Raw genomic sequence first — 18,159 nt, 5'->3', positions numbered from 1 at the left:
GGCCGGCCGCATCAGTGGGAGCCCGGTGATGCACGGGCAGGCGCAGCACCTGCTGCTCAGGCATAGCTCAGTTCACCGGTCTTGCCGCGGAAAACCCGGTAGGAGAACACGGTGTAGCCCACGATGGCCGGCACCGAGATGCATGCACCCACCAGGATCACCTTGAGCGCGGGCGCGCTGCTCGCGGCCTGCCAGATCGTGAGCCGGTCGATCACCACGTAGGGGTAGATGCTGTAGGCCAGCCCCAGGAAGCCGAGCACGAACACCATGATCAGCAGCACGAAGGGCAGCCAGCACACCGGCCCGCGCACGATGCGCGTGTTGAGCAGGCCGCGCACGGCTAGGAGCGCCACGCCCGTCATCAGCGGGATCGCCGCCAGCGCCAGGATCTCGGGCAGCGCGAACCAGCGCTCGCGCACCGTGCTGCTGACCCAGGGCGTGGCCATCGAGATCAGCAGCATGCCGCCGACCATCGGCGCCCAGGCGGTGCGCGCCCACTGCACGGCACGCTCCTGCAGTTCACCCTCGGTCTTCATGATCAGCCAGGTCGCACCCATCAGCACATAGGCCATCGGCAGCGCCACGGCGATCGCCGCCGCGAAGACGGGGTAGTTCCAGCCGGTGCCGAAACCGCTCACGTAGCGCCCGAGCATCCAGCCCTGCGACACCGAGGCCAGCGTCGAGCCGGCGAAGAAGAGGCGATCCCAGGTGCGCTTGTGCGTGTCGCGCGCCTTGACCCGGAAGTCGAAGGCCACGCCGCGCAGCGTCAGCCCGACCAGCATCAGTGCCACCGGCAGATAGAGCTCGCCCAGCACCAGCCCGTGCGCCTTCGGGAACGCGACCAGCAGGATGCCCACGCCCAGCACCAGCCAGGTTTCGTTGGCGTCCCAGAACGGGCCGATCGAGGCGACCATCACGTCCTTCTCGGCATCGGTGGCGCGGTGCATCAGCATGCCCACGCCGAGGTCGTAGCCGTCGCTGATCACGTAGACCAGCATCGAGACGCCCATCAGCACCATGAAGATCACCGGCAATGCGGCGTCGAAGCTCGTCGCGTTCATGTGCGGCCTCCCTGGAGAACCGCCGCGATGCCCACATCGGACGGCGCCGGGGATGGCAGCAGCGCCTCGGGCTTCTCGGCCATGTACTTCAGCACGGCGACGTAGGCGACGATCAGCGCGAGGTACAGCGCGACGTAGAGCGCCAGCGTCAGCCCGATCATGGCGGACGGCACGCTGGAAACCACGTCGGCCGTGCGCACCAGGCCGTAGACGACGTAGGGCTGGCGGCCGATCTCGGTGACGTACCAGCCCGCCACCGTGGCCACCCAGCCGGAGAAGGTCATGCCTGCAAAAAGCCAGAGCAGCGCGCGCGGCAGCCGCGCCGGCTGCCACTGCGCGCGCCGGTACAGCCACCAGCCGAGCCAGCTCGTGGCCAGCATCAGCATGCCCATGCCGACCATGATGCGGAAGGCGAAGAACATCGGCAGCGGTGGCGGGTGGGCGCCCGGGAAATCGTTCAGGCCCCGGAGCTCGCCGTCGACCTTGTGCGTGAGGATCAGGCTCGCGCCGTTGGGGATCGCGATCTCGAAGTGGTTCTTGCGCTCCTTCGCGTCGGGAATGGCGAACAGCAGCAGCGGTGCACCACGCTCCGTATCCCACACGCCCTCCATCGCCGCGATCTTGGCCGGTTGGTGTTCGAGCGTGTTCAGGCCGTGCATGTCGCCCACCACGATCTGCACCGGAATCAGCACCGCCGCCAGCGTGAGGCCCACGCGCATCACGCGCGCGGCACTGCGCTGCCCCACGCCGCGCAACACCTGCCACGCCGAAAGGCCGATCAAGAGGAACGCACAGGTAAGCGCCGAGGCCAGCAGCATGTGCGCAAAGCGGTACGGAAAAGAGGGGTTGAAGATCACCGCCATCCAGCTGGCAACGTGGAACTCGCCATCGATGATCTCGTGCCCGGCGGGCGTCTGCATCCAGGAGTTCAGCGCCAGGATCCAGAACGCCGACAGCGTGGTGCCGAAGGCCACCATGAAGGTCGACATCAGATGCACCCGCTCGCCGACCTTCTCGTGGCCAAACAGCATCACGCCGAGAAATCCGGCTTCGAGGAAGAAGGCCGTGAGCACTTCGTACCCCAGCAGCGGGCCCGCCACATTGCCCACCTTCTCCATGAAGCCCGGCCAGTTCGTGCCGAACTGGAAGCTCATGGTGATGCCGCTGACCACGCCGAGCGCGAAAGTCAGCGCGAACACCTTGGTCCAGAAGCGGTACGCATCGAGCCAGCCCTGGGCCAGCTGCGCATCGACGCCGCGCGTGCGCAGCCAGCGCCAGCGAAAGAACAGCAGCAGCCAGCCCAGCGCGATGCTGATGGTCGGAAACAGGATGTGGAAAGTGATGTTGGCCGCGAACTGCATGCGGGCGAGGATCAGGGCGTCCATCGTCGCATTTCAGCGCTTGGCGGCACCGCCCTGCTTCAATGCCTCGGACATGCCGATCAGCACGCCGCTGACCAGCGTCGAGTAGCTGTCGATCAGCGCCTGTGACGCACGCAGGCCCATCGCGCGTCCGTCGCGCATGCTCTTTTGCGCGTCTTCCATCAGGCGCTCGACGGTGGCCGTGGCCTGCGCGCCGGTGTCGGTCCCCTTGCCCTGCGCGGACTTGAAAACACCGGCCCACGGCCCTTCCAGCGGCGCACCGGCAGCTGCACCCGCGGCCGTTGCAGCCTTGCGCACGGTGGCGAACAGCGCGTCCTCCATCTTCTCGATGTCGGCCAGCGCCTTCTTGAGCTGCGTTTCGCGCAGGCTCACGCCCTGCTCGACCAGCTGCTGCAGCGCACGCTGGTTGGCCAGCACGGCCTGCTCCAGCGCGCCATCCATGCCGGCAAAGACCTTGCCGAGCAGATTTTCCACGTCGGGCGCCGGCAGCGAGCTCCCCGCCGCACCGGCCGAGGCCGCCTTGGTGACCGAGCCCAGCACCTGCCGGATGTTCGCCAGCGTGAGCTCGCGACCCTGCAGCGCCTTGAGCGTCGCTTCGTGCACCGTCTTGCGGATCGACTCGCCCTGCTTGGCCGAGGCTTCGGTGAATTTGTTGATCAGCGCGACCTGATCGATGCCGTTCTTGAGGATCATGATGGCTTGCTCATTGCATGTGCTGACCGCCATTGATGGCGATATTGGCACCGGTGACGAATGCCGCTTCTTCCGAGGCGAGGTAGATGATCAGGCCCGCCACTTCCTCGGGCTTGCCGAGCCGGCCAACCGGGATGTGCGGCAGGATCTTGCTGTCGAGCACTTCCTTCGGGATCGCCGTGACCATCTTCGTGCCGATGTAGCCGGGCGAGATCGTGTTGACGGTGACACCCTTCTTCGCCACCTCGAGCGCCAGCGCCTTGGTGAAACCGTGCACGCCGGCCTTGGCCGCGGAGTAGTTGGTCTGGCCGAACGCGCCCTTGGAGCCGTTCACCGACGAGACGTTGATGATGCGGCCCCAGCCGCGATCGACCATGCCGTCGGCGACCTGCTTGCTCATGTTGAACAGGCTGTCGAGGTTGGTGCGCAGCACGGCGTCCCAGTTGACGCGGTCCATCTTCTTGAAGGTCATGTCGCGCGTGATGCCGGCGTTGTTGACCAGCACGTCGACCGGGCCCAGCTTCGCGACGACGTCGGCCACCGCCTGCGTGCACGATCCGTAGTCGGCCACGTCGCAGGGCACGGCCAGGATCTCGTAGCCGCGCCCCTTCATCTGCGCCACCCAGTCCGCATGCGTCTTGTTGCCCGGCGAGTAGGTCACCGCGAGCTTGTAGCCCGCGTCCACCATCTTGGTGGAGATCGTCTCGCCCAGGCCACCCATGCCACCGGTGACCAGCACCACCTGCTGCTTGCCTTGTTGTTCGCTCATTGATGTGCTCCTCGTTGTGTGACAAAAAAATGGTTCAGGCGCGTTCCACCGCCAGCGCAACGCCCATGCCGCCGCCGATACACAGCGAGGCCAGGCCCTTGTTCGCGCCGCGGCGGCGCATCTCGTGCAGCAGCGTCACCAGCACGCGGCAGCCCGAAGCGCCGATCGGGTGGCCGATGGCAATGGCGCCACCGTTGACGTTGATCTTGCTGGTGTCCCACTCCATCTCGCGGTTGACCGCACAGGCCTGCGCCGCGAAGGCTTCGTTGATCTCCATGAGATCCAGGTCTTGCGCCTTCCAGCCGGCTTTCTTGAGGGCCAGTTGCGAGGCGGGCACCGGGCCCATGCCCATCAGCGACGGGTCGAGGCCCGCGGTCGCATAAGCGCGGATCACGGCCAGCGGCTGCAGGCCGAGCGCGGCGGCCTTCTTGGCCGTCATCACCATCACGGCGGCGGCGCCGTCGTTCAGGCCCGAGGCGTTGCCGGCGGTCACGCCGCCGGCCTTGTCGAACGCCGGGCGCAGGCCCGCCAGGCCTTCGGCATTGGTCTTGCGGTTGATGAACTCGTCCTTGTCGAAGACGATCGGGTCGCCCTTCTTCTGCGCAATGCTGAAGGGCAGGATCTCGTCGCCGAAGCGCCCCGCGTCCTGCGCTGCCGCGGCCTTCTGCTGCGAGGCCAGCGCCAGTGCGTCCTGCATGTCGCGCGTGATGCCGTACTTCTTGGCCACGTTCTCGGCCGTGATGCCCATGTGGTACTGGTTGTAGACGTCCCACAGGCCGTCCACGATCATGGTGTCCACCAGCTTCCAGTCGCCCATGCGCTGGCCGTTGCGCGAGTTCGGCAGCACGTGCGGCGCGGCGCTCATGTTCTCCTGCCCGCCGGCGATCACGATCTCGCTGTCGCCCGTGGCAACCGCTTGCGCCGCCAGCATCACCGCCTTCAGGCCCGAGCCGCAGACCGCGTTGATGGTCAGGCCCGGCACGCCGATGGGCAAGCCGGCCTTGAGCACGGTCTGGCGTGCCGGGTTCTGGCCGGCACCAGCCGCGAGAACCTGGCCCATGATGACCTCGGAGACCGCATCAGCCGGCACGCCGGCCCGGGCGAGCAGGCCCTTCACCACATGGGCGCCCAGGTCGACCGCCGCCGTACCGGCGAGTGCACCGCCGAACTTGCCCACCGCCGTGCGTTGGGCCGCCACAATCACGATATCGTCTGTCACGAGAGTCTCCTTGGGTTGCGAATGAAATGGCAGGCTGCACCGGTCAGTGCAGCTTGACGTGGGGTTCGGTGCGCCGCGTGATCAGGCGGGCGAGCGTGTCGAGCGCGACCTTGACGAAGCCGTGCAGTGCGAGCTCGTGCATCTTGTAGAGCGAGATGTACATCAGGCGCGCGAAGCTGCCTTCGATCATCAGGTTGCCGCCGATCAATCCGCCCATCATGTTGCCGACGGTGCTGAATTCGCCGAGCGACACGAGCGAGCCGAAGTCGCGATAGCGGTAGTTCTTGAGCGGCTTGCCGGCCAGGCGGCGCCGGATCTGCGCCGCGACGTGCGAGGCCTGCTGGTGGGCCGCCTGCGCGCGCGGCGGCACGAACCCGCCCTTGCCGTCGTTGGCCTCGGGCCAGGCGCACTGCGCGCAGTCGCCCATGGCAAAGATGTCCGGGTCGCGCGTGGTCTGCAGGGTCGGCAGCACCACGAGCTGGTTGCTGCGGTTGGTTTCCAGCCCCGCGATCTCCTTGAGCAAGTCGGGCGCCTTGACGCCGGCCGCCCACACCACCAGCTCAGCCGGCAAGATCCTGCCGTCGGCAAGTCGCACGCCTTCGGGCAGAACCTCGGCCACCTTGGCCGAGGTATGCACGTCCACACCGAGCTTGCGCAGCAGCGCCTCGGTTGCTGCCGACATGCGCGGCGGCAGCGCCGGCAACACCCGATCGGCAGCCTCGATGACGCTGACCTGGATGTCTTTCTCGGCATCCACGCGGTCCAGCCCGTAGGCCACGACCTCGCGGGTGGTGCGGTGCAGTTCGGCGGCCAGTTCGACACCCGTGGCACCGGCGCCGATGATCGCCACATGCAACTGCTCCGGCCGCAACGGCGTGGTCTGGGCATGCGCGCGGATGCAGGCATTGACCATGCGTGCGTGAAAGCGCTGCGCATCCACCTTCGATTCGAGCCTGAGCCCGTGTTCGCGCACGCCGGGCGTTCCGAAATCGTTGCTCAGGCTGCCAACTGAAACCACCAGCGTGTCGTAGGCGAAGGCACGCGCGGGGGTGACCAGCCGGCCTTCGTCGTCCAGATAGGGCGCGACGTGCACTTCGCGCCGCTCGCGGTCGATCGCCGTCAGCTCGCCCAGCCGGAACCGGAAACGATGCCAGTGCGCCTGCGCCAGGTAGTCGACTTCGTGCGCACTCATGTCCATGCTGCCGGAGGCGATCTCGTGCAGCTTCGGCTTCCACACATGCGTGCGGTTCTTGTCGATCAGCGTGATGTCCGCCTCGCCGTGCTTGCCCAGCGAATCGCCGAGGCGCGTGGCGAGCTCCAGCCCGCCGGCGCCGCCGCCGACGATGACGACCTGGTGCTTCGAATCAGGGTTGCGCATGGTGCGGCGCCGGAACGATGGGATCGCGTCGCTCAGCGGGCCGAACCGGCCGGCATGTGCGCCTCGGTCGCGTCGAGCACCTCTTCGGGCTCGTCCGCTTCGGCCGAGGTCTCCTGGTTCAGGTGCCGGGTCATGCGGTCGGTGTCGAGGTCGCCGGTCCACTTGGCCACGACCAGCGTGGCGACGCCGTTGCCGATCAGGTTGGTCAGCGCGCGGGCTTCCGACATGAAGCGGTCAATGCCCAGGATCAACGCGAGACCGGCCACCGGCACATGGCCCACGGCCGACAGCGTGGCCGCCAGCACGATGAAGCCGCTGCCCGTCACGCCGGCCGCACCCTTCGAGGTCAGCAGCAGCACCAGCAGCAGCGTGAGCTGTTGGCCGAGCGTCATGTCGGTGTTGGTCGCCTGGGCGATGAACACGGCCGCCATCGTCAGGTAGATCGAGGTGCCGTCGAGGTTGAACGAGTAGCCCGTCGGAACCACCAGGCCGACCACCGACTTCTTGGCGCCCAGGTTCTCCAGCTTGGCCATCATGCGCGGCAGCACAGATTCGCTCGACGAGGTGCCCAGCACGATCAGCAGCTCTTCCTTGATGTACTTGATGAACTTCCAGATGCTGAAGCCATGGAACCTCGCAATGAGCCCCAGCACCACGAAGATGAAGAACAGGCAGGTGGCATAGAAGGTGGCCATCAGCTGGCCGAGTTGCAGCAGCGAGCTCACGCCGTACTTGCCGATGGTGAAGGCCATCGCGCCGAAGGCACCGATCGGCGCGACCTTCATGATGTAGCCCACGATCACGAAAAGAACGTGCGAGCCCTTTTCGATCACGTCGAACACCAGCGTGCCGCGGCCGCCGAACTTGTGCAGCGCGAAGCCGAACATCACGGCGATCAGCAGCACCTGCAGGATCTCGCCCTTGGCAAAGGCGTCGACCACCGTGCTCGGGATCACGTTGAGCAGGAAGTCGGTGGTGCTCTGCATCTTGCCGGGGCCGGTGTAGGCCGCGATGCTCTTGGCGTCGAGCTGGCTCACGTCGACGTTCATGCCCGCGCCGGGCCGCACGATGTTGATGATCACCAGCCCGACGACGAGCGCGATCGAGCTCACGATCTCGAAGTACAGGAGCGCCAGGCCACCGGTCTTGCCGACCTTCTTCATGTCTTCCATGCCGGCGATGCCGACCACGACGGTGCAGAAGATGATCGGCGCAATGATCATCTTGATGAGCTTGATGAAGCCATCCCCCAGCGGCTTCATCGCCGCGCCGGTCTCGGGCCAAAAATGCCCCAGCAGGACGCCGATGACGATCGCCGTGATGACCTGGAAGTACAGGGACTTGTAAAAGGGCTTGGGTACGGGTTGGTGGTCCACGGGTGTCTCCTAGAAAATTTCAGACGCCGGCGGCATGTGCCTGCCGGTCGGCGTGGTAACTCGACCGCACGAGCGGTCCGCAGGCGGCATGTGCAAAGCCCATGGCGCTTGCCTGCTGCGCAAGGGTTTCGAACTGCACGGGTGCAACGTAGCGCTCCACCGGCAGGTTGCCGGGGCGCGGCTGCAGGTACTGCCCGACGGTGAGCATGTCGACGCCGTGGCGGCGCATGTCGCGCATCACGTCGAGCACCTCGTCGTCGGTCTCGCCCAGGCCCAGCATCAGGCCGGACTTAGTGGGCACCCCGGGGCAGCGCGCGCGGAATGACTGCAACAGCTGCAGCGAATGCAGGTAGTCGGCGCCGGGGCGCGCCTGGCGGTACAGGCGAGGCACGGTCTCGAGGTTGTGGTTCATCACGTCGGGCGGGTCGGCCGCGAGGATGTCCAGCGCCACTTCGGCGCGGCCGCGGAAGTCGGGCACGAGCACCTCGATCTGCGTGCCGGGCGAGTGCGCGCGCACCGCGCGGATGCATGCGGCGAAGTGCGCCGCGCCGCCATCGCGCAGGTCGTCGCGGTCGACGCTGGTGATCACCACGTACTTCAGGCGCAGCCGCGCCACGGTCTCGGCCAGGTGCTGCGCCTCCTCGGGATCGGGCGGCTGCGGGCGGCCGTGGGCCACGTCGCAGAACGGGCAGCGGCGCGTGCACAGGTCGCCCAGCACCATGAAGGTGGCCGTGCCCTTGCTGAAGCATTCGCCGATGTTCGGGCACGAAGCCTCTTCGCACACCGTGTGCAGGCTGGCCTCGCGCAGCGTGCGCTTGACTTCGCGGAAGCTCTCGCTCTGCGAGACGCGCACGCGGATCCAGTCGGGTTTGGGCAGGGCCGGGCCCGCCTCGGCCACGCGGATCGGAATCCGGCGCGTCTTGGCGGCGCCGCGCTGCGGGCCGTGGAGCACTGCGGTGTCGTTCATGGCCGTGCCGACGTCAGGCCGCGTTGCGCTGCGAGTTGGCATCGACCACCGCCAGCGCCGTCATGTTGACGATGCGGCGCACCGTGGAAGACGGCGTGAGGATGTGCACCGAGCGCGCCGCGCCCAGCAGGATGCCGCCCACCGTGATGCCGCTGCCGGCCGCCATGCGCAGCAGGTTGTACGAGATGTTGGCCGCATCGACGTTGGGCATGATGAGCACGTTGGCTTCGGTCTGCAGCGCCGAGTCCGGGAACTCGTGGTCGAGGATGGTCTTGGACAGCGCCGCGTCGCCGCGCATCTCGCCTTCCACCGCGAGCTGCGGGTCGGCCGCCTTGATGAGCGCAAGCGCCTCGCGCATCTTCACGGCCGATGCCGCGTCGGAGCCACCGAAGTTCGAGTGCGACAGCAGCGCCACGCTCGGCGTCACGCCGAAGCGGCGCACCTCTTCGGCCGCAAGCAGCGTGATCTCGGCGATCTGCGCCGCGTCGGGGTCGCGGTTGACGTGCGTGTCGCAGATGAAGAGCTGGCGGCCCGGCAGCATCAGCATCTGCATGGCGGCCATGGTCTTGGTGCCGGCGCGCAGGCCGATCACGTCGCGCACATGGCGCAGGTGGTCGCCATAACCGCCGAGCGTGCCGCACAGCATGGCGTCGGCCTTGCCCTGGCGCACCAGCATGGCCGCGAGCAGCGTGCCGCGGCTGCGCATCTCGGTCTGCGCCACCAGGCGCGAGACGCCGTCGCGGCGCTTGAGCTGGTAGTAGGCCTCGGCCGCATCGCCGTGCACGGCCGGGTCGAGCAGGTCGACAGCTTCGCAATCGGTGCCGAGCGTGAGGCGCAAACCGAACTGCGCGATGCGCTCGGCGATCACCTCGGGGCGCCCGAGCAGCAACGGCCGTGCGAGGCCTTCGTCGACCACGACCTGCGCGGCGCGCAGCACGCGCTCGTCCTCGCCTTCGGCGTAGACCACGCGCTTGGGCGACTGCTTGGCCGCCGCGAACAGCGGCTGCATGCTGCTGCCCGACTGGTAGACGAACTGCGACAGGCGCTGCCGGTAGGCGGGCATGTCGGCGATCGGCCGGGTCGCCACGCCGCTGTCCACGGCGGCCTGGGCGACGGCGGGGGCGACCGCCTCGATCAGACGCGGATCGAACGGCTTGGGGATCAGGTAGTCGCGCCCGAAGCGCAGGCCCACGGCGCCATAGGCCTGGGCCACGACTTCGGGAATCTCCGCATGCGCGAGCTCGGCGATGGCGCGCACGGCGGCGAGCTTCATCTCCTCGTTGATGGTGGTGGCGCCGACATCGAGCGCGCCGCGGAAGATGAACGGAAAACACAGCACGTTGTTGACCTGGTTCGGGTAGTCCGAACGGCCGGTGCCGAGAATGGCGTCGGGGCGCACCGCCAGCGCGTCCTCCGGCAGGATCTCCGGCGTCGGATTGGCCATGGCCAGGATGATCGGGTCGCGCGCCATCTCCTTGACCATCTCCGGCTTGAGCACCCCGCCGGCCGACAGGCCCAGGAAGATGTCGGCCCCACCGATGACGTCGGCGAGCTTGCGCGCCGGCGTGTCCTGCGCATAGCGGGCCTTGTTCGGATCCATCTGCTCCTTGCGGCCGGTGTAGACCACGCCCAGGCTGTCGGACACGAAGATATTGCGCATCGGCAGGCCGAGGCTGACGATCAGATCGAGGCAGGCCAGGGCCGCAGCACCGGCACCGGAGGCCACCAGCTTGACCTCGCCGATGTCCTTCTTCACATGCCGAAGCGCGTTGAGGATGGCGGCCGCCGCGACGATGGCGGTGCCGTGCTGGTCGTCGTGGAACACCGGAATCTTCATGCGCTCGCGCAGCTTCTTCTCGATGTAGAAGCACTCGGGCGCCTTGATGTCCTCGAGGTTGATGCCACCGAAGGTGGGCTCCATGCGCGCGATGGTGTCGATCAGCGCGTCCGGATCGTTCTCGTCGAGCTCGATGTCGAAGACGTCGATGCCGGCGAACTTCTTGAACAGGCAGCCCTTGCCCTCCATCACGGGCTTGCCGGCCAGCGGGCCGATGTTGCCCAGGCCCAGCACTGCGGTGCCGTTGGTGATCACCGCCACGAGGTTGGCGCGCGAGGTGAGGTTCATCGCCTCGGCCGGGTCGCGCACGATCTCCATGCACGCGTCGGCCACGCCGGGCGAGTACGCGAGTGCAAGGTCGCGCTGCGTGGCCATCGGCTTGGTCGGGTTCACCGAGATCTTGCCGGGCGTCGGGTAGCGGTGGTAGTCGAGTGCGGCTTCGCGCAGGTTGTCGGACATGGGTTTGTCTCCGTGTTTCTTGGTTGTCGGTGGCGTCGGGCTCAGCGCGGGAATTCAGTGGGGGCGATGGCGCACGCATCGCCCAGCCACTCGTGCAGTCCGCACAACAGCGCCTGCGGCTGGTCCGCGTGCACCCAGTGCCCGGCATCGGCAATGCGCTCCAGCTGCGCACCGGGGAAACACGCCCGGATGCCGGCCAGCGATTCGGGCCGCACGTAGTCGGACTCCGCGCCGGAGAGGAACAGCGCCGGGCCGTCATAACTCTGCTGCCGCAGCGCCGCGGGGAACCCGCAGAGCTCGCGCATGCACAGCCCGGTGGCGAGCAGATTGAGACGCCAGTCGAAGCGGTCGCCCTGGTGGCGCAGGTTCTGCATCAGGAAGTCGACCGGCGCCTCGGGGCTGAGGCTGTCCGCCAGGGCCTGGCGGATTTCGCGGCGCCGGGTCGCGGCCGCCAGATCCAGGCCGCGCATGGCGGACACGTAGGACGAGAACTGGTCCGCATAGTCCTCGGGCGCAATGTCGATCACCGCGATACCGCCGACGGACTGCGGATGGCCGAGCGCCAGGGCCATGGCGGTCTTGCCGCCCATGCTGTGGCCGATCACGAACGGCTGCTGCAGCTGCTCGCGCTCGATCAACGCCGCCACGTCGAGCGCCATCTCGGTGTACGACATGGTTTCGGCCCACGGCGAAGCGCCGTGGTTGCGCGCGTCGGGCAGGTAGACGCGGTAGTGCGCCGCGAGCGCCTCTGCGACGTGCATCCAGTTGCGGCCTGCACCGAACAGCCCGTGCAGGATCACCACCGGCGGCCCGGCACCGAGCGCCTCGAAGGCAAGTTGAAGCGCCATGGCGTGCGGCCTACTTCTTCTTCACCGGCGGCAGGTCGGTGCACACACCTTCGAACAGTTCGGCCGCCATGCCGATCGATTCGCCCAGCGTCGGATGCGGGTGGATGGTCTTGCCGATGTCGCCCGGCTCGCAGCCCATTTCGATGGCCAGGCACACCTCGCTGATCAGGTCGCCCGCATGGGTGCCGACGATGGCGCCGCCGACGATGCGGTGCGTGGCCTCGTCGAACAGCAGCTTGGTGAAGCCCTCGTCGCGCCCGTTGGCGATGGCGCGGCCGGAGGCGGCCCACGGGAACACCGCCTTGCCGATCTTGATGCCCTCGGCCTTGCACTGCTCCTCGGTCTTGCCCGCCCAGGCGACTTCCGGGTCGGTGTAGGCCACAGAGGGAATCTGCCTCGCATCGAAGAAGGCTGCTTCGCCATGCGCCGCTTCGGCCGCCACGTGCGCCTCGTGCACCGCCTTGTGGGCCAGCATCGGCTGACCGACGATGTCGCCGATGGCATAGATGTGCGGCACGTTGGTGCGCATCTGCTTGTCGACGTTGATGAAGCCGCGATCCGTCACAGCCACGCCGGCCTTCTCGGCGCCGATCTTGTTGCCGTTCGGGCTGCGGCCCACGGCCACCAGCACCAGGTCGTAGACCTGCGGCCCCTTGGGCGCTTTCTCGCCTTCGAAGCTGACCTCGATGCCGGCCTTGGTCGCCTTGGCGCCGACGGTCTTGGTCTTGAGCATCACGTTGTCGAAACGCGGGGCGTTGACCTTCTCCCAAACCTTGACCAGGTCGCGGTCGGCGCCCTGCATCAGGCCGTCGAGCATCTCGACCACGTCGATGCGCGTGCCGAGCGTGGAGTAGACCGTGGCCATCTCCAGCCCGATGATGCCGCCGCCGACCACCAGCATGCGCTTGGGAATGCTCTTGAGCAGCAGCGCCCCGGTGGAGTCGACCACGCGCTCGTCCTCGGGCATGAACGGCAGCTTCACGGCCTGCGAGCCCGCGGCGATGATGGCCTTGGCGAACTTCACCACCTTCTTCGCACCGCCCGCGCCCACCACTTCGACATGGTGCGCATCGAGGAAGCTGCCGACGCCGGTGACGACCTCGACCTTGCGCGCCTTGGCCATGCCGGCCAGGCCACCGGTGAGCTTCTTGATGACGCCGTCCTTGAAGCCGCGCAGCGCATCGATGTCGACTTCGGGTGCGGCGTACTTGATGCCGTGATGGCCGAGCGACTTGACCTCGTCCATCACGCTCGCGGTGTGCAACAGCGCCTTCGACGGGATGCAGCCGACGTTCAGGCACACGCCACCGAGCGTTGCGTAGCGCTCCACCAGCACGGTCTTCATGCCGAGGTCGGCGCTGCGGAAGGCCGCCGAGTAGCCCCCTGGGCCGGCGCCGAGCACGAGCACCTCGCATTCGACGTCGACCTTGCCGGCGTAGCTGCCCGCAGCGGGTGCCGCTGCCGGCGTGGCCGCAACAGGTGCCGCCGCAACAGGCGCGGCGGGCGCCTGGGCCGGTGCGGTGGCGGGCGCTGCCGCAGCGGTCTCGACCACCAGGATCACCGAGCCCTCACTGACCTTGTCGCCCAGCTTGACCTTCAGTTCCTTGATGGTGCCGGCATGGGTGGACGGGATCTCCATCGACGCCTTGTCGGACTCCACCATGATCAGGCCGGTATCGACCGCGATGACTTCGCCGGGTTTGACCAGCAGCTCGATGATCGCGACATCCTTGAAGTCGCCGATGTCGGGGACTTTGACTTCCACCAGATTGGCCATTTGCGAGCCCCCTTCAGAACAGCACGCGCCGCAGATCGGCGAGCACGTTGGCGAAATACACGTTGAAGCGCGCGGCGGCAGCACCGTCGATCACGCGGTGATCCCATGACAGGGACAGCGGCAGCGTGAGGCGCGACGCATAGGTCTTGCCGTCGGCCGAGTGCTGCTTCCAGTAGCTCTTGCACACACCCATGATGGCCACCTCGGGCGCATTGATGATCGGCGTGAAGTAGATGCCGCCGATGCCGCCGAGCGAGCTGATGGTGAAGGTGCCGCCCGACATCTGGTCGGGCTTGAGCTTGCCGTCGCGGGCGAGCTTGGCAAGCTCGCCCATCTCCTTGGCGATGTCGGGCACGCTCTTCTTGTCGACGTCGCGGATCACCGGCACCATCAGGCCGTTGGGCGTGTCGGCCGCGAAGCCGATGTGCCAGTAGTTCTTGAGCACCAGCGCGTCGCCGTCCAGGCTCGCGTTGAACTCGGGGAACTTCTTCAGCGCAGCCACGGCCGCCTTCATCATGAAGGGCAGCATGCTGATCTTGACGCCCGACTTTTCCAGCTCCTTGTTCATCTGCACGCGGAACTGCTCGAGGTCGGTGATGTCGGCCTCGTCGTGCGTCGTCACGTGCGGAATGACGACCCAGTTGCGATGCAGGTTGGCGGCGCTGATCTTCTTGATGCGTGACAGTTCCTTGCGCTCGGTCGGGCCGAACTTGGCGAAGTCGACCTTGGGCCATGGCAGCAGGTCGAGGCCGCCACCGCCACCACCGGCGGGCGCCGCGGCCTTGCCGGCAGCGGGCGCGGCGGCTGCAGCGCCACCGCCCTTGGCAAAGGCCTCGACGTCGGCGCGCACGATGCGGCCATGGTCGCCGGTGCCCTTGACCCGGCCCAGGTCCACGCCGAGTTCGCGCGCCAGCTTGCGCACGGCCGGGCCTGCATAGGCCAGCGCGAACGCGGCTTCGTCGATCGCGGCGCCGGCGGATACGGGCGCCGCGGCCGGTGCGGCGGTGGTCGTGGCAGAGGTGGCTGGCGCCGTGGCTGCGGCTGCAACCGGCGCATCGCCGGTCGCCAGCGAGAGGATCACCGAGCCCTCGCTGACCTTGTCGCCGATCTTGATGGTGATCGCCTGCACCACGCCCGAGAGTGGCGCGGGCACATCCATCGTCGCCTTGTCGGATTCGAGGGAGACCAGCGGATCCTCGGCCTTCACCGTGTCGCCGACCTTCACGAAGATCTCGATCACCGGCACGTCCTTGAATTCGCCGATGTCGGGCACCCGCACCTCGGCCAGCCCGGCCGGCGCATTCACCGGCGAAGGCGGCGCGCTGACGCTGGGCTTGACGGCCGCGGCCGGCGCCGCCGCGGCTGCACCGCCCTCGGCCGCGAAGCTCATGATCACGCTGCCTTCGCTTACCTTGTCGCCCAGCTTCACGGCAATGGACTGCACCACGCCGCCGCGCGGCGCGGGCACGTCCATCGTCGCCTTGTCCGATTCGAGCGAGACCAGCGCGTCCTCGGCCTTCACCGTGTCGCCGGGCTTCACGAAGATTTCGATGACCGGCACATCCTTGAAGTCACCGATGTCCGGAACCTTGATTTCGATTGAGTTGCTCATGTCTTGCCTCGCCTCAGACAGTCCAGGGGGCCGCACGCTCGGCGTCGAGCCCGTATTTCTTGATCGCGTCGGCGACGACGGCGGGCTTGATCACCCCGTCATCGGCCAGCGCCTTGAGCGCGGCCACGGCCACGTGCCAGCGGTCCACCTCGAAGAAGCGGCGCAGCTTCCGGCGGTAGTCGCTGCGGCCGAAGCCGTCGGTGCCCAGCACGGTGTAGCGCCGGCCGGCGGCCTGCACGTACTCGCGCACCTGGTCGGCATAGTTGCGCATGTAGTCGGTGGCGGCGATCACCGGGCCGTCGTGCCCTTCGAGGCATTGCTCGACATGGCTCTTGCGCGCCGGCTCGGTCGGGTGCAGCCGGCTCCAGCGCTCGGCCGCCATGCCATCGCGGCGCAGCTCGTTGTAGCTGGTGGCGCTCCACACGTCGGCGGCGATGCCGAAGTCGTTCTTCAGCAGCTCGGCGGCGAACATCACCTCGCGCAGGATGGTGCCGCTGCCCATGAGCTGCACGCGGTGGCCCTTCTTGGCCGTCTTGCCGCCATCGCTCAGCTGGTAGAGCCCCTTGAGAATGCCCGCCTCGCTGCCCTCGGGCATGCCGGGGTGCGGGTAGTTCTCGTTCATGAGGGTGATGTAGTAGTACACGTCCTCCTGCTGCTCGTACATGCGGCGCATGCCTTCGCGCACGATCGTCACCACCTCGTAGGCAAAGGTGGGGTCGTACGAGATGCAGTTGGGGATCGTGCCGGCCAGGATGTGGCTGTGCCCGTCTTCGTGCTGCAGGCCCTCGCCGTTGAGCGTGGTGCGCCCGGCCGTGCCGCCCAGCAGGAAGCCGCGGGCGCGGATGTCGCCGGCCAGCCAGGCCAGGTCGCCCACGCGCTGCAGCCCGAACATCGAGTAGTAGATGTAGAACGGGATCATCGGCACGTTGTTCGTGCTGTACGAGGTGGCCGCAACGATCCAGCTGGACATCGCGCCGCCTTCGTTGATGCCTTCCTGCAGCACCTGGCCGTCCTTCGACTCGCGGTAGTACATCAGCTGGTCGGCATCCTGCGGCTTGTAGAGCTGGCCCAGCGACGAGTAGATGCCGAGCTGGCGGAACATGCCTTCCATGCCGAAGGTGCGTGATTCGTCGGGCACGATCGGCACCACGTGCTTGCCGATGGTCTTGTCGCGCACCAGCGTGCCGAGCATCTGCACGAAGGCCATGGTGGTCGAGATCTCGCGCTCGCCGGTGGCCTTGAGCAGCCGGTCGAAGGTGGCCAGCGGCGGAATCTCGAGCGCGGCCGACTTGCGTCGGCGCTGCGGCAGGTAGCCACCGAGCGCCTCGCGCCGCGCGCGCAGGTACTTCATCTCGGGGCTGTCCTCGGCCAGCTTGATGAACGGGATGTTCGGCAGCTCTTCGTCGGACACCGGAATCTGGAAGCGGTCGCGAAAGCCTCGCAGCGCGTCCTGCGTCATCTTCTTGGCCTGGTGCGCGATCATCTGGCCTTCGCCCGATTCACCCATGCCGTAGCCCTTGACGGTCTTGGGCAGGATCAGGGTGGGCTGACCCTTGTGCTTGACGGCGGCGGCGTACGCGGCGAAGACCTTCTCCGGGTCGTGGCCGCCGCGCGTGAGGCCCCAGATCTCGTCGTCGCTCATGTCGGCGACCAGGGCTTTGGTCTCGTCGTACTTGCCGAAGAAGTGCTCGCGCACGTAGGCGCCGCTCTTGCTCTTGAAGTCCTGGTACTCGCCGTCCACGCACTCTTCCATGCGCTGCAGCAGCTTGCCGCTCTTGTCCTTGGCGAGCAGCTTGTCCCAGCCACTGCCCCAGAGCACCTTGATGACGTTCCAGCCGGCGCCGCGGAACACGCTCTCGAGCTCCTGCACGATCTTGCCGTTGCCGCGCACCGGGCCGTCCAGGCGCTGCAGGTTGCAGTTGATGACGAACACCAGGTTGTCGAGGTTTTCGCGGCCCGCGAGCGAGATCGCGCCCAGCGATTCGGGCTCGTCCATCTCGCCGTCGCCCATGAAGGCCCAGACCTTGCGCGGCGTCGTGTCGGCAAGGCCGCGGCCGTGCAGGTACTTCAGAAAGCGCGCCTGGTAGATCGCCATCAAGGGCCCGAGACCCATCGACACGGTCGGGAACTGCCAGAAGTCGGGCATCAGCCACGGATGCGGATAGGACGGGATGCCGTCGCCATCGGCCTCCTGGCGATAGTTGAGCAGTTGCTGCTCGGTGAGGCGCCCCTCGAGGAAGGCGCGTGCATAGATGCCGGGCGAGCTGTGCCCCTGGATGAACAGCAGGTCGCCACCGTGCGCATCGGTCGCCGCGTGCCAGAAGTGGCCGAAGCCGATGTCGTAGAGCGTGGCCGCCGACTGGAAGCTTGCGATGTGGCCGCCGAGTTCGGACGAATCCTTGTTGGCCCGCAGGATGATGGCCATCGCGTTCCAGCGGATGATCGAGCGCAGGCGATGCTCGATCTCGCGGTCGCCGGGCGATTTCTCTTCCTGCTCGGGCGGAATCGTGTTCTTGTAGGCCGTGTTCAGCGATCGCGGCACAAACACGCCTTCGCGGCGCCCTTCGTCCACCAGGCGGTTCAGAAGGAAGTTGGTGCGCTCGTTGCCGCGGTGCTGCTGGACGGCGCCGAGCGCTTCCAGCCATTCGTTGGTCTCGGTAGGGTCGAGGTCGCCCGTCGTGCTCATTGCTGTCTCCTTTGTCATGGTCGGGGCCTGCATCCGGTGATGCGGCCGACCTTGTTCTTCAGCAATGGGCATGCCATGGCGCGCAGGCACGCCAC

General features: G+C 67.4%; 13 protein-coding genes. All 13 read right to left on the bottom strand.

What is annotated here, in order from left to right:
- Positions 1–56 precede the first annotated feature (56 nt).
- From QTI05_RS22445 to aceE, 13 genes are read right to left on the bottom strand one after another with little or no spacing between them, the layout of a single operon-like run.
- A complete protein-coding gene (locus tag QTI05_RS22445; RefSeq protein ID WP_286619717.1) occupies positions 57–1,061 on the bottom strand; it encodes a cytochrome d ubiquinol oxidase subunit II in 1,005 nt (334 codons plus the stop codon).
- Positions 1,058–2,446 carry a cytochrome ubiquinol oxidase subunit I gene (locus QTI05_RS22440; RefSeq protein ID WP_286619716.1) on the bottom strand — a complete coding sequence of 463 codons (1,389 nt, stop codon included), beginning with the start codon at positions 2,444–2,446 and terminating at the stop codon, positions 1,058–1,060. Before QTI05_RS22440 ends, QTI05_RS22445 begins: the two co-directional genes overlap by 4 nt.
- Positions 2,447–2,455: 9 nt before the next feature.
- Positions 2,456–3,136: a DUF6781 family protein gene (locus QTI05_RS22435; protein WP_286619715.1), complete on the bottom strand. Its 681-nt coding sequence runs from the start codon at positions 3,134–3,136 to the stop codon at positions 2,456–2,458.
- Between the two features lie 10 nt (positions 3,137–3,146).
- Positions 3,147–3,905, bottom strand: coding sequence for an acetoacetyl-CoA reductase (gene phbB, locus QTI05_RS22430; RefSeq protein ID WP_286542910.1), 759 nt, complete (start codon positions 3,903–3,905; stop codon positions 3,147–3,149).
- Positions 3,906–3,939: 34 nt separating this feature from the next.
- Positions 3,940–5,124: an acetyl-CoA C-acetyltransferase gene (locus tag QTI05_RS22425; RefSeq protein WP_286619714.1), complete on the bottom strand. Its 1,185-nt coding sequence runs from the start codon at positions 5,122–5,124 to the stop codon at positions 3,940–3,942.
- Positions 5,125–5,167: 43 nt separating this feature from the next.
- A complete protein-coding gene (locus tag QTI05_RS22420; RefSeq protein ID WP_286619713.1) occupies positions 5,168–6,502 on the bottom strand; it encodes an NAD(P)/FAD-dependent oxidoreductase in 1,335 nt (444 codons plus the stop codon).
- 32 nt (positions 6,503–6,534) lie between these two features.
- Positions 6,535–7,878, bottom strand: a complete 1,344-nt coding sequence (locus QTI05_RS22415; protein WP_286542906.1) for a dicarboxylate/amino acid:cation symporter — start codon at positions 7,876–7,878, stop codon at positions 6,535–6,537.
- 19 nt (positions 7,879–7,897) lie between these two features.
- Positions 7,898–8,845, bottom strand: a complete 948-nt coding sequence (lipA, locus tag QTI05_RS22410) for a lipoyl synthase (protein ID WP_286619712.1) — start codon at positions 8,843–8,845, stop codon at positions 7,898–7,900.
- A gap of 13 nt (positions 8,846–8,858) precedes the next feature.
- Positions 8,859–11,141: an NADP-dependent malic enzyme gene (locus tag QTI05_RS22405; protein ID WP_286542902.1), complete on the bottom strand. Its 2,283-nt coding sequence runs from the start codon at positions 11,139–11,141 to the stop codon at positions 8,859–8,861.
- 41 nt (positions 11,142–11,182) lie between these two features.
- Positions 11,183–11,989 carry an alpha/beta fold hydrolase gene (locus tag QTI05_RS22400; protein ID WP_286619711.1) on the bottom strand — a complete coding sequence of 269 codons (807 nt, stop codon included), beginning with the start codon at positions 11,987–11,989 and terminating at the stop codon, positions 11,183–11,185.
- A gap of 10 nt (positions 11,990–11,999) precedes the next feature.
- A complete protein-coding gene (gene lpdA, locus QTI05_RS22395; protein WP_286619710.1) occupies positions 12,000–13,766 on the bottom strand; it encodes a dihydrolipoyl dehydrogenase in 1,767 nt (588 codons plus the stop codon).
- Between the two features lie 13 nt (positions 13,767–13,779).
- Entirely contained in the window at positions 13,780–15,378 is a 1,599-nt protein-coding gene (gene aceF / locus QTI05_RS22390; RefSeq protein WP_286619709.1) for a dihydrolipoyllysine-residue acetyltransferase, read from the bottom strand.
- A gap of 13 nt (positions 15,379–15,391) precedes the next feature.
- Positions 15,392–18,064: a pyruvate dehydrogenase (acetyl-transferring), homodimeric type gene (gene aceE / locus QTI05_RS22385; RefSeq protein WP_286619708.1), complete on the bottom strand. Its 2,673-nt coding sequence runs from the start codon at positions 18,062–18,064 to the stop codon at positions 15,392–15,394.
- Positions 18,065–18,159 lie beyond the last annotated feature (95 nt).

Origin of the sequence: Variovorax fucosicus (genome assembly GCF_030316825.1) — a bacterium.
GTDB lineage: Bacteria > Pseudomonadota > Gammaproteobacteria > Burkholderiales > Burkholderiaceae_C > Variovorax > Variovorax fucosicus.
Note: the sequence above shows the minus strand (reverse complement) of the source record. Positions and strands in the feature narration are given on the sequence as shown.

Coding starts and splice junctions, on each gene's coding strand:
- QTI05_RS22445 (WP_286619717.1), bottom strand. CDS start 1,061: ATGAACGCGACGAGCTTCGACGCCGCATTGCCGGTGATCTTCATGGTG.
- QTI05_RS22440 (WP_286619716.1), bottom strand. CDS start 2,446: ATGGACGCCCTGATCCTCGCCCGCATGCAGTTCGCGGCCAACATCACT.
- QTI05_RS22435 (WP_286619715.1), bottom strand. CDS start 3,136: ATGATCCTCAAGAACGGCATCGATCAGGTCGCGCTGATCAACAAATTC.
- phbB (WP_286542910.1), bottom strand. CDS start 3,905: ATGAGCGAACAACAAGGCAAGCAGCAGGTGGTGCTGGTCACCGGTGGC.
- QTI05_RS22420 (WP_286619713.1), bottom strand. CDS start 6,502: ATGCGCAACCCTGATTCGAAGCACCAGGTCGTCATCGTCGGCGGCGGC.
- lipA (WP_286619712.1), bottom strand. CDS start 8,845: ATGAACGACACCGCAGTGCTCCACGGCCCGCAGCGCGGCGCCGCCAAG.
- QTI05_RS22405 (WP_286542902.1), bottom strand. CDS start 11,141: ATGTCCGACAACCTGCGCGAAGCCGCACTCGACTACCACCGCTACCCG.
- QTI05_RS22400 (WP_286619711.1), bottom strand. CDS start 11,989: ATGGCGCTTCAACTTGCCTTCGAGGCGCTCGGTGCCGGGCCGCCGGTG.
- lpdA (WP_286619710.1), bottom strand. CDS start 13,766: ATGGCCAATCTGGTGGAAGTCAAAGTCCCCGACATCGGCGACTTCAAG.
- aceF (WP_286619709.1), bottom strand. CDS start 15,378: ATGAGCAACTCAATCGAAATCAAGGTTCCGGACATCGGTGACTTCAAG.
- aceE (WP_286619708.1), bottom strand. CDS start 18,064: ATGAGCACGACGGGCGACCTCGACCCTACCGAGACCAACGAATGGCTG.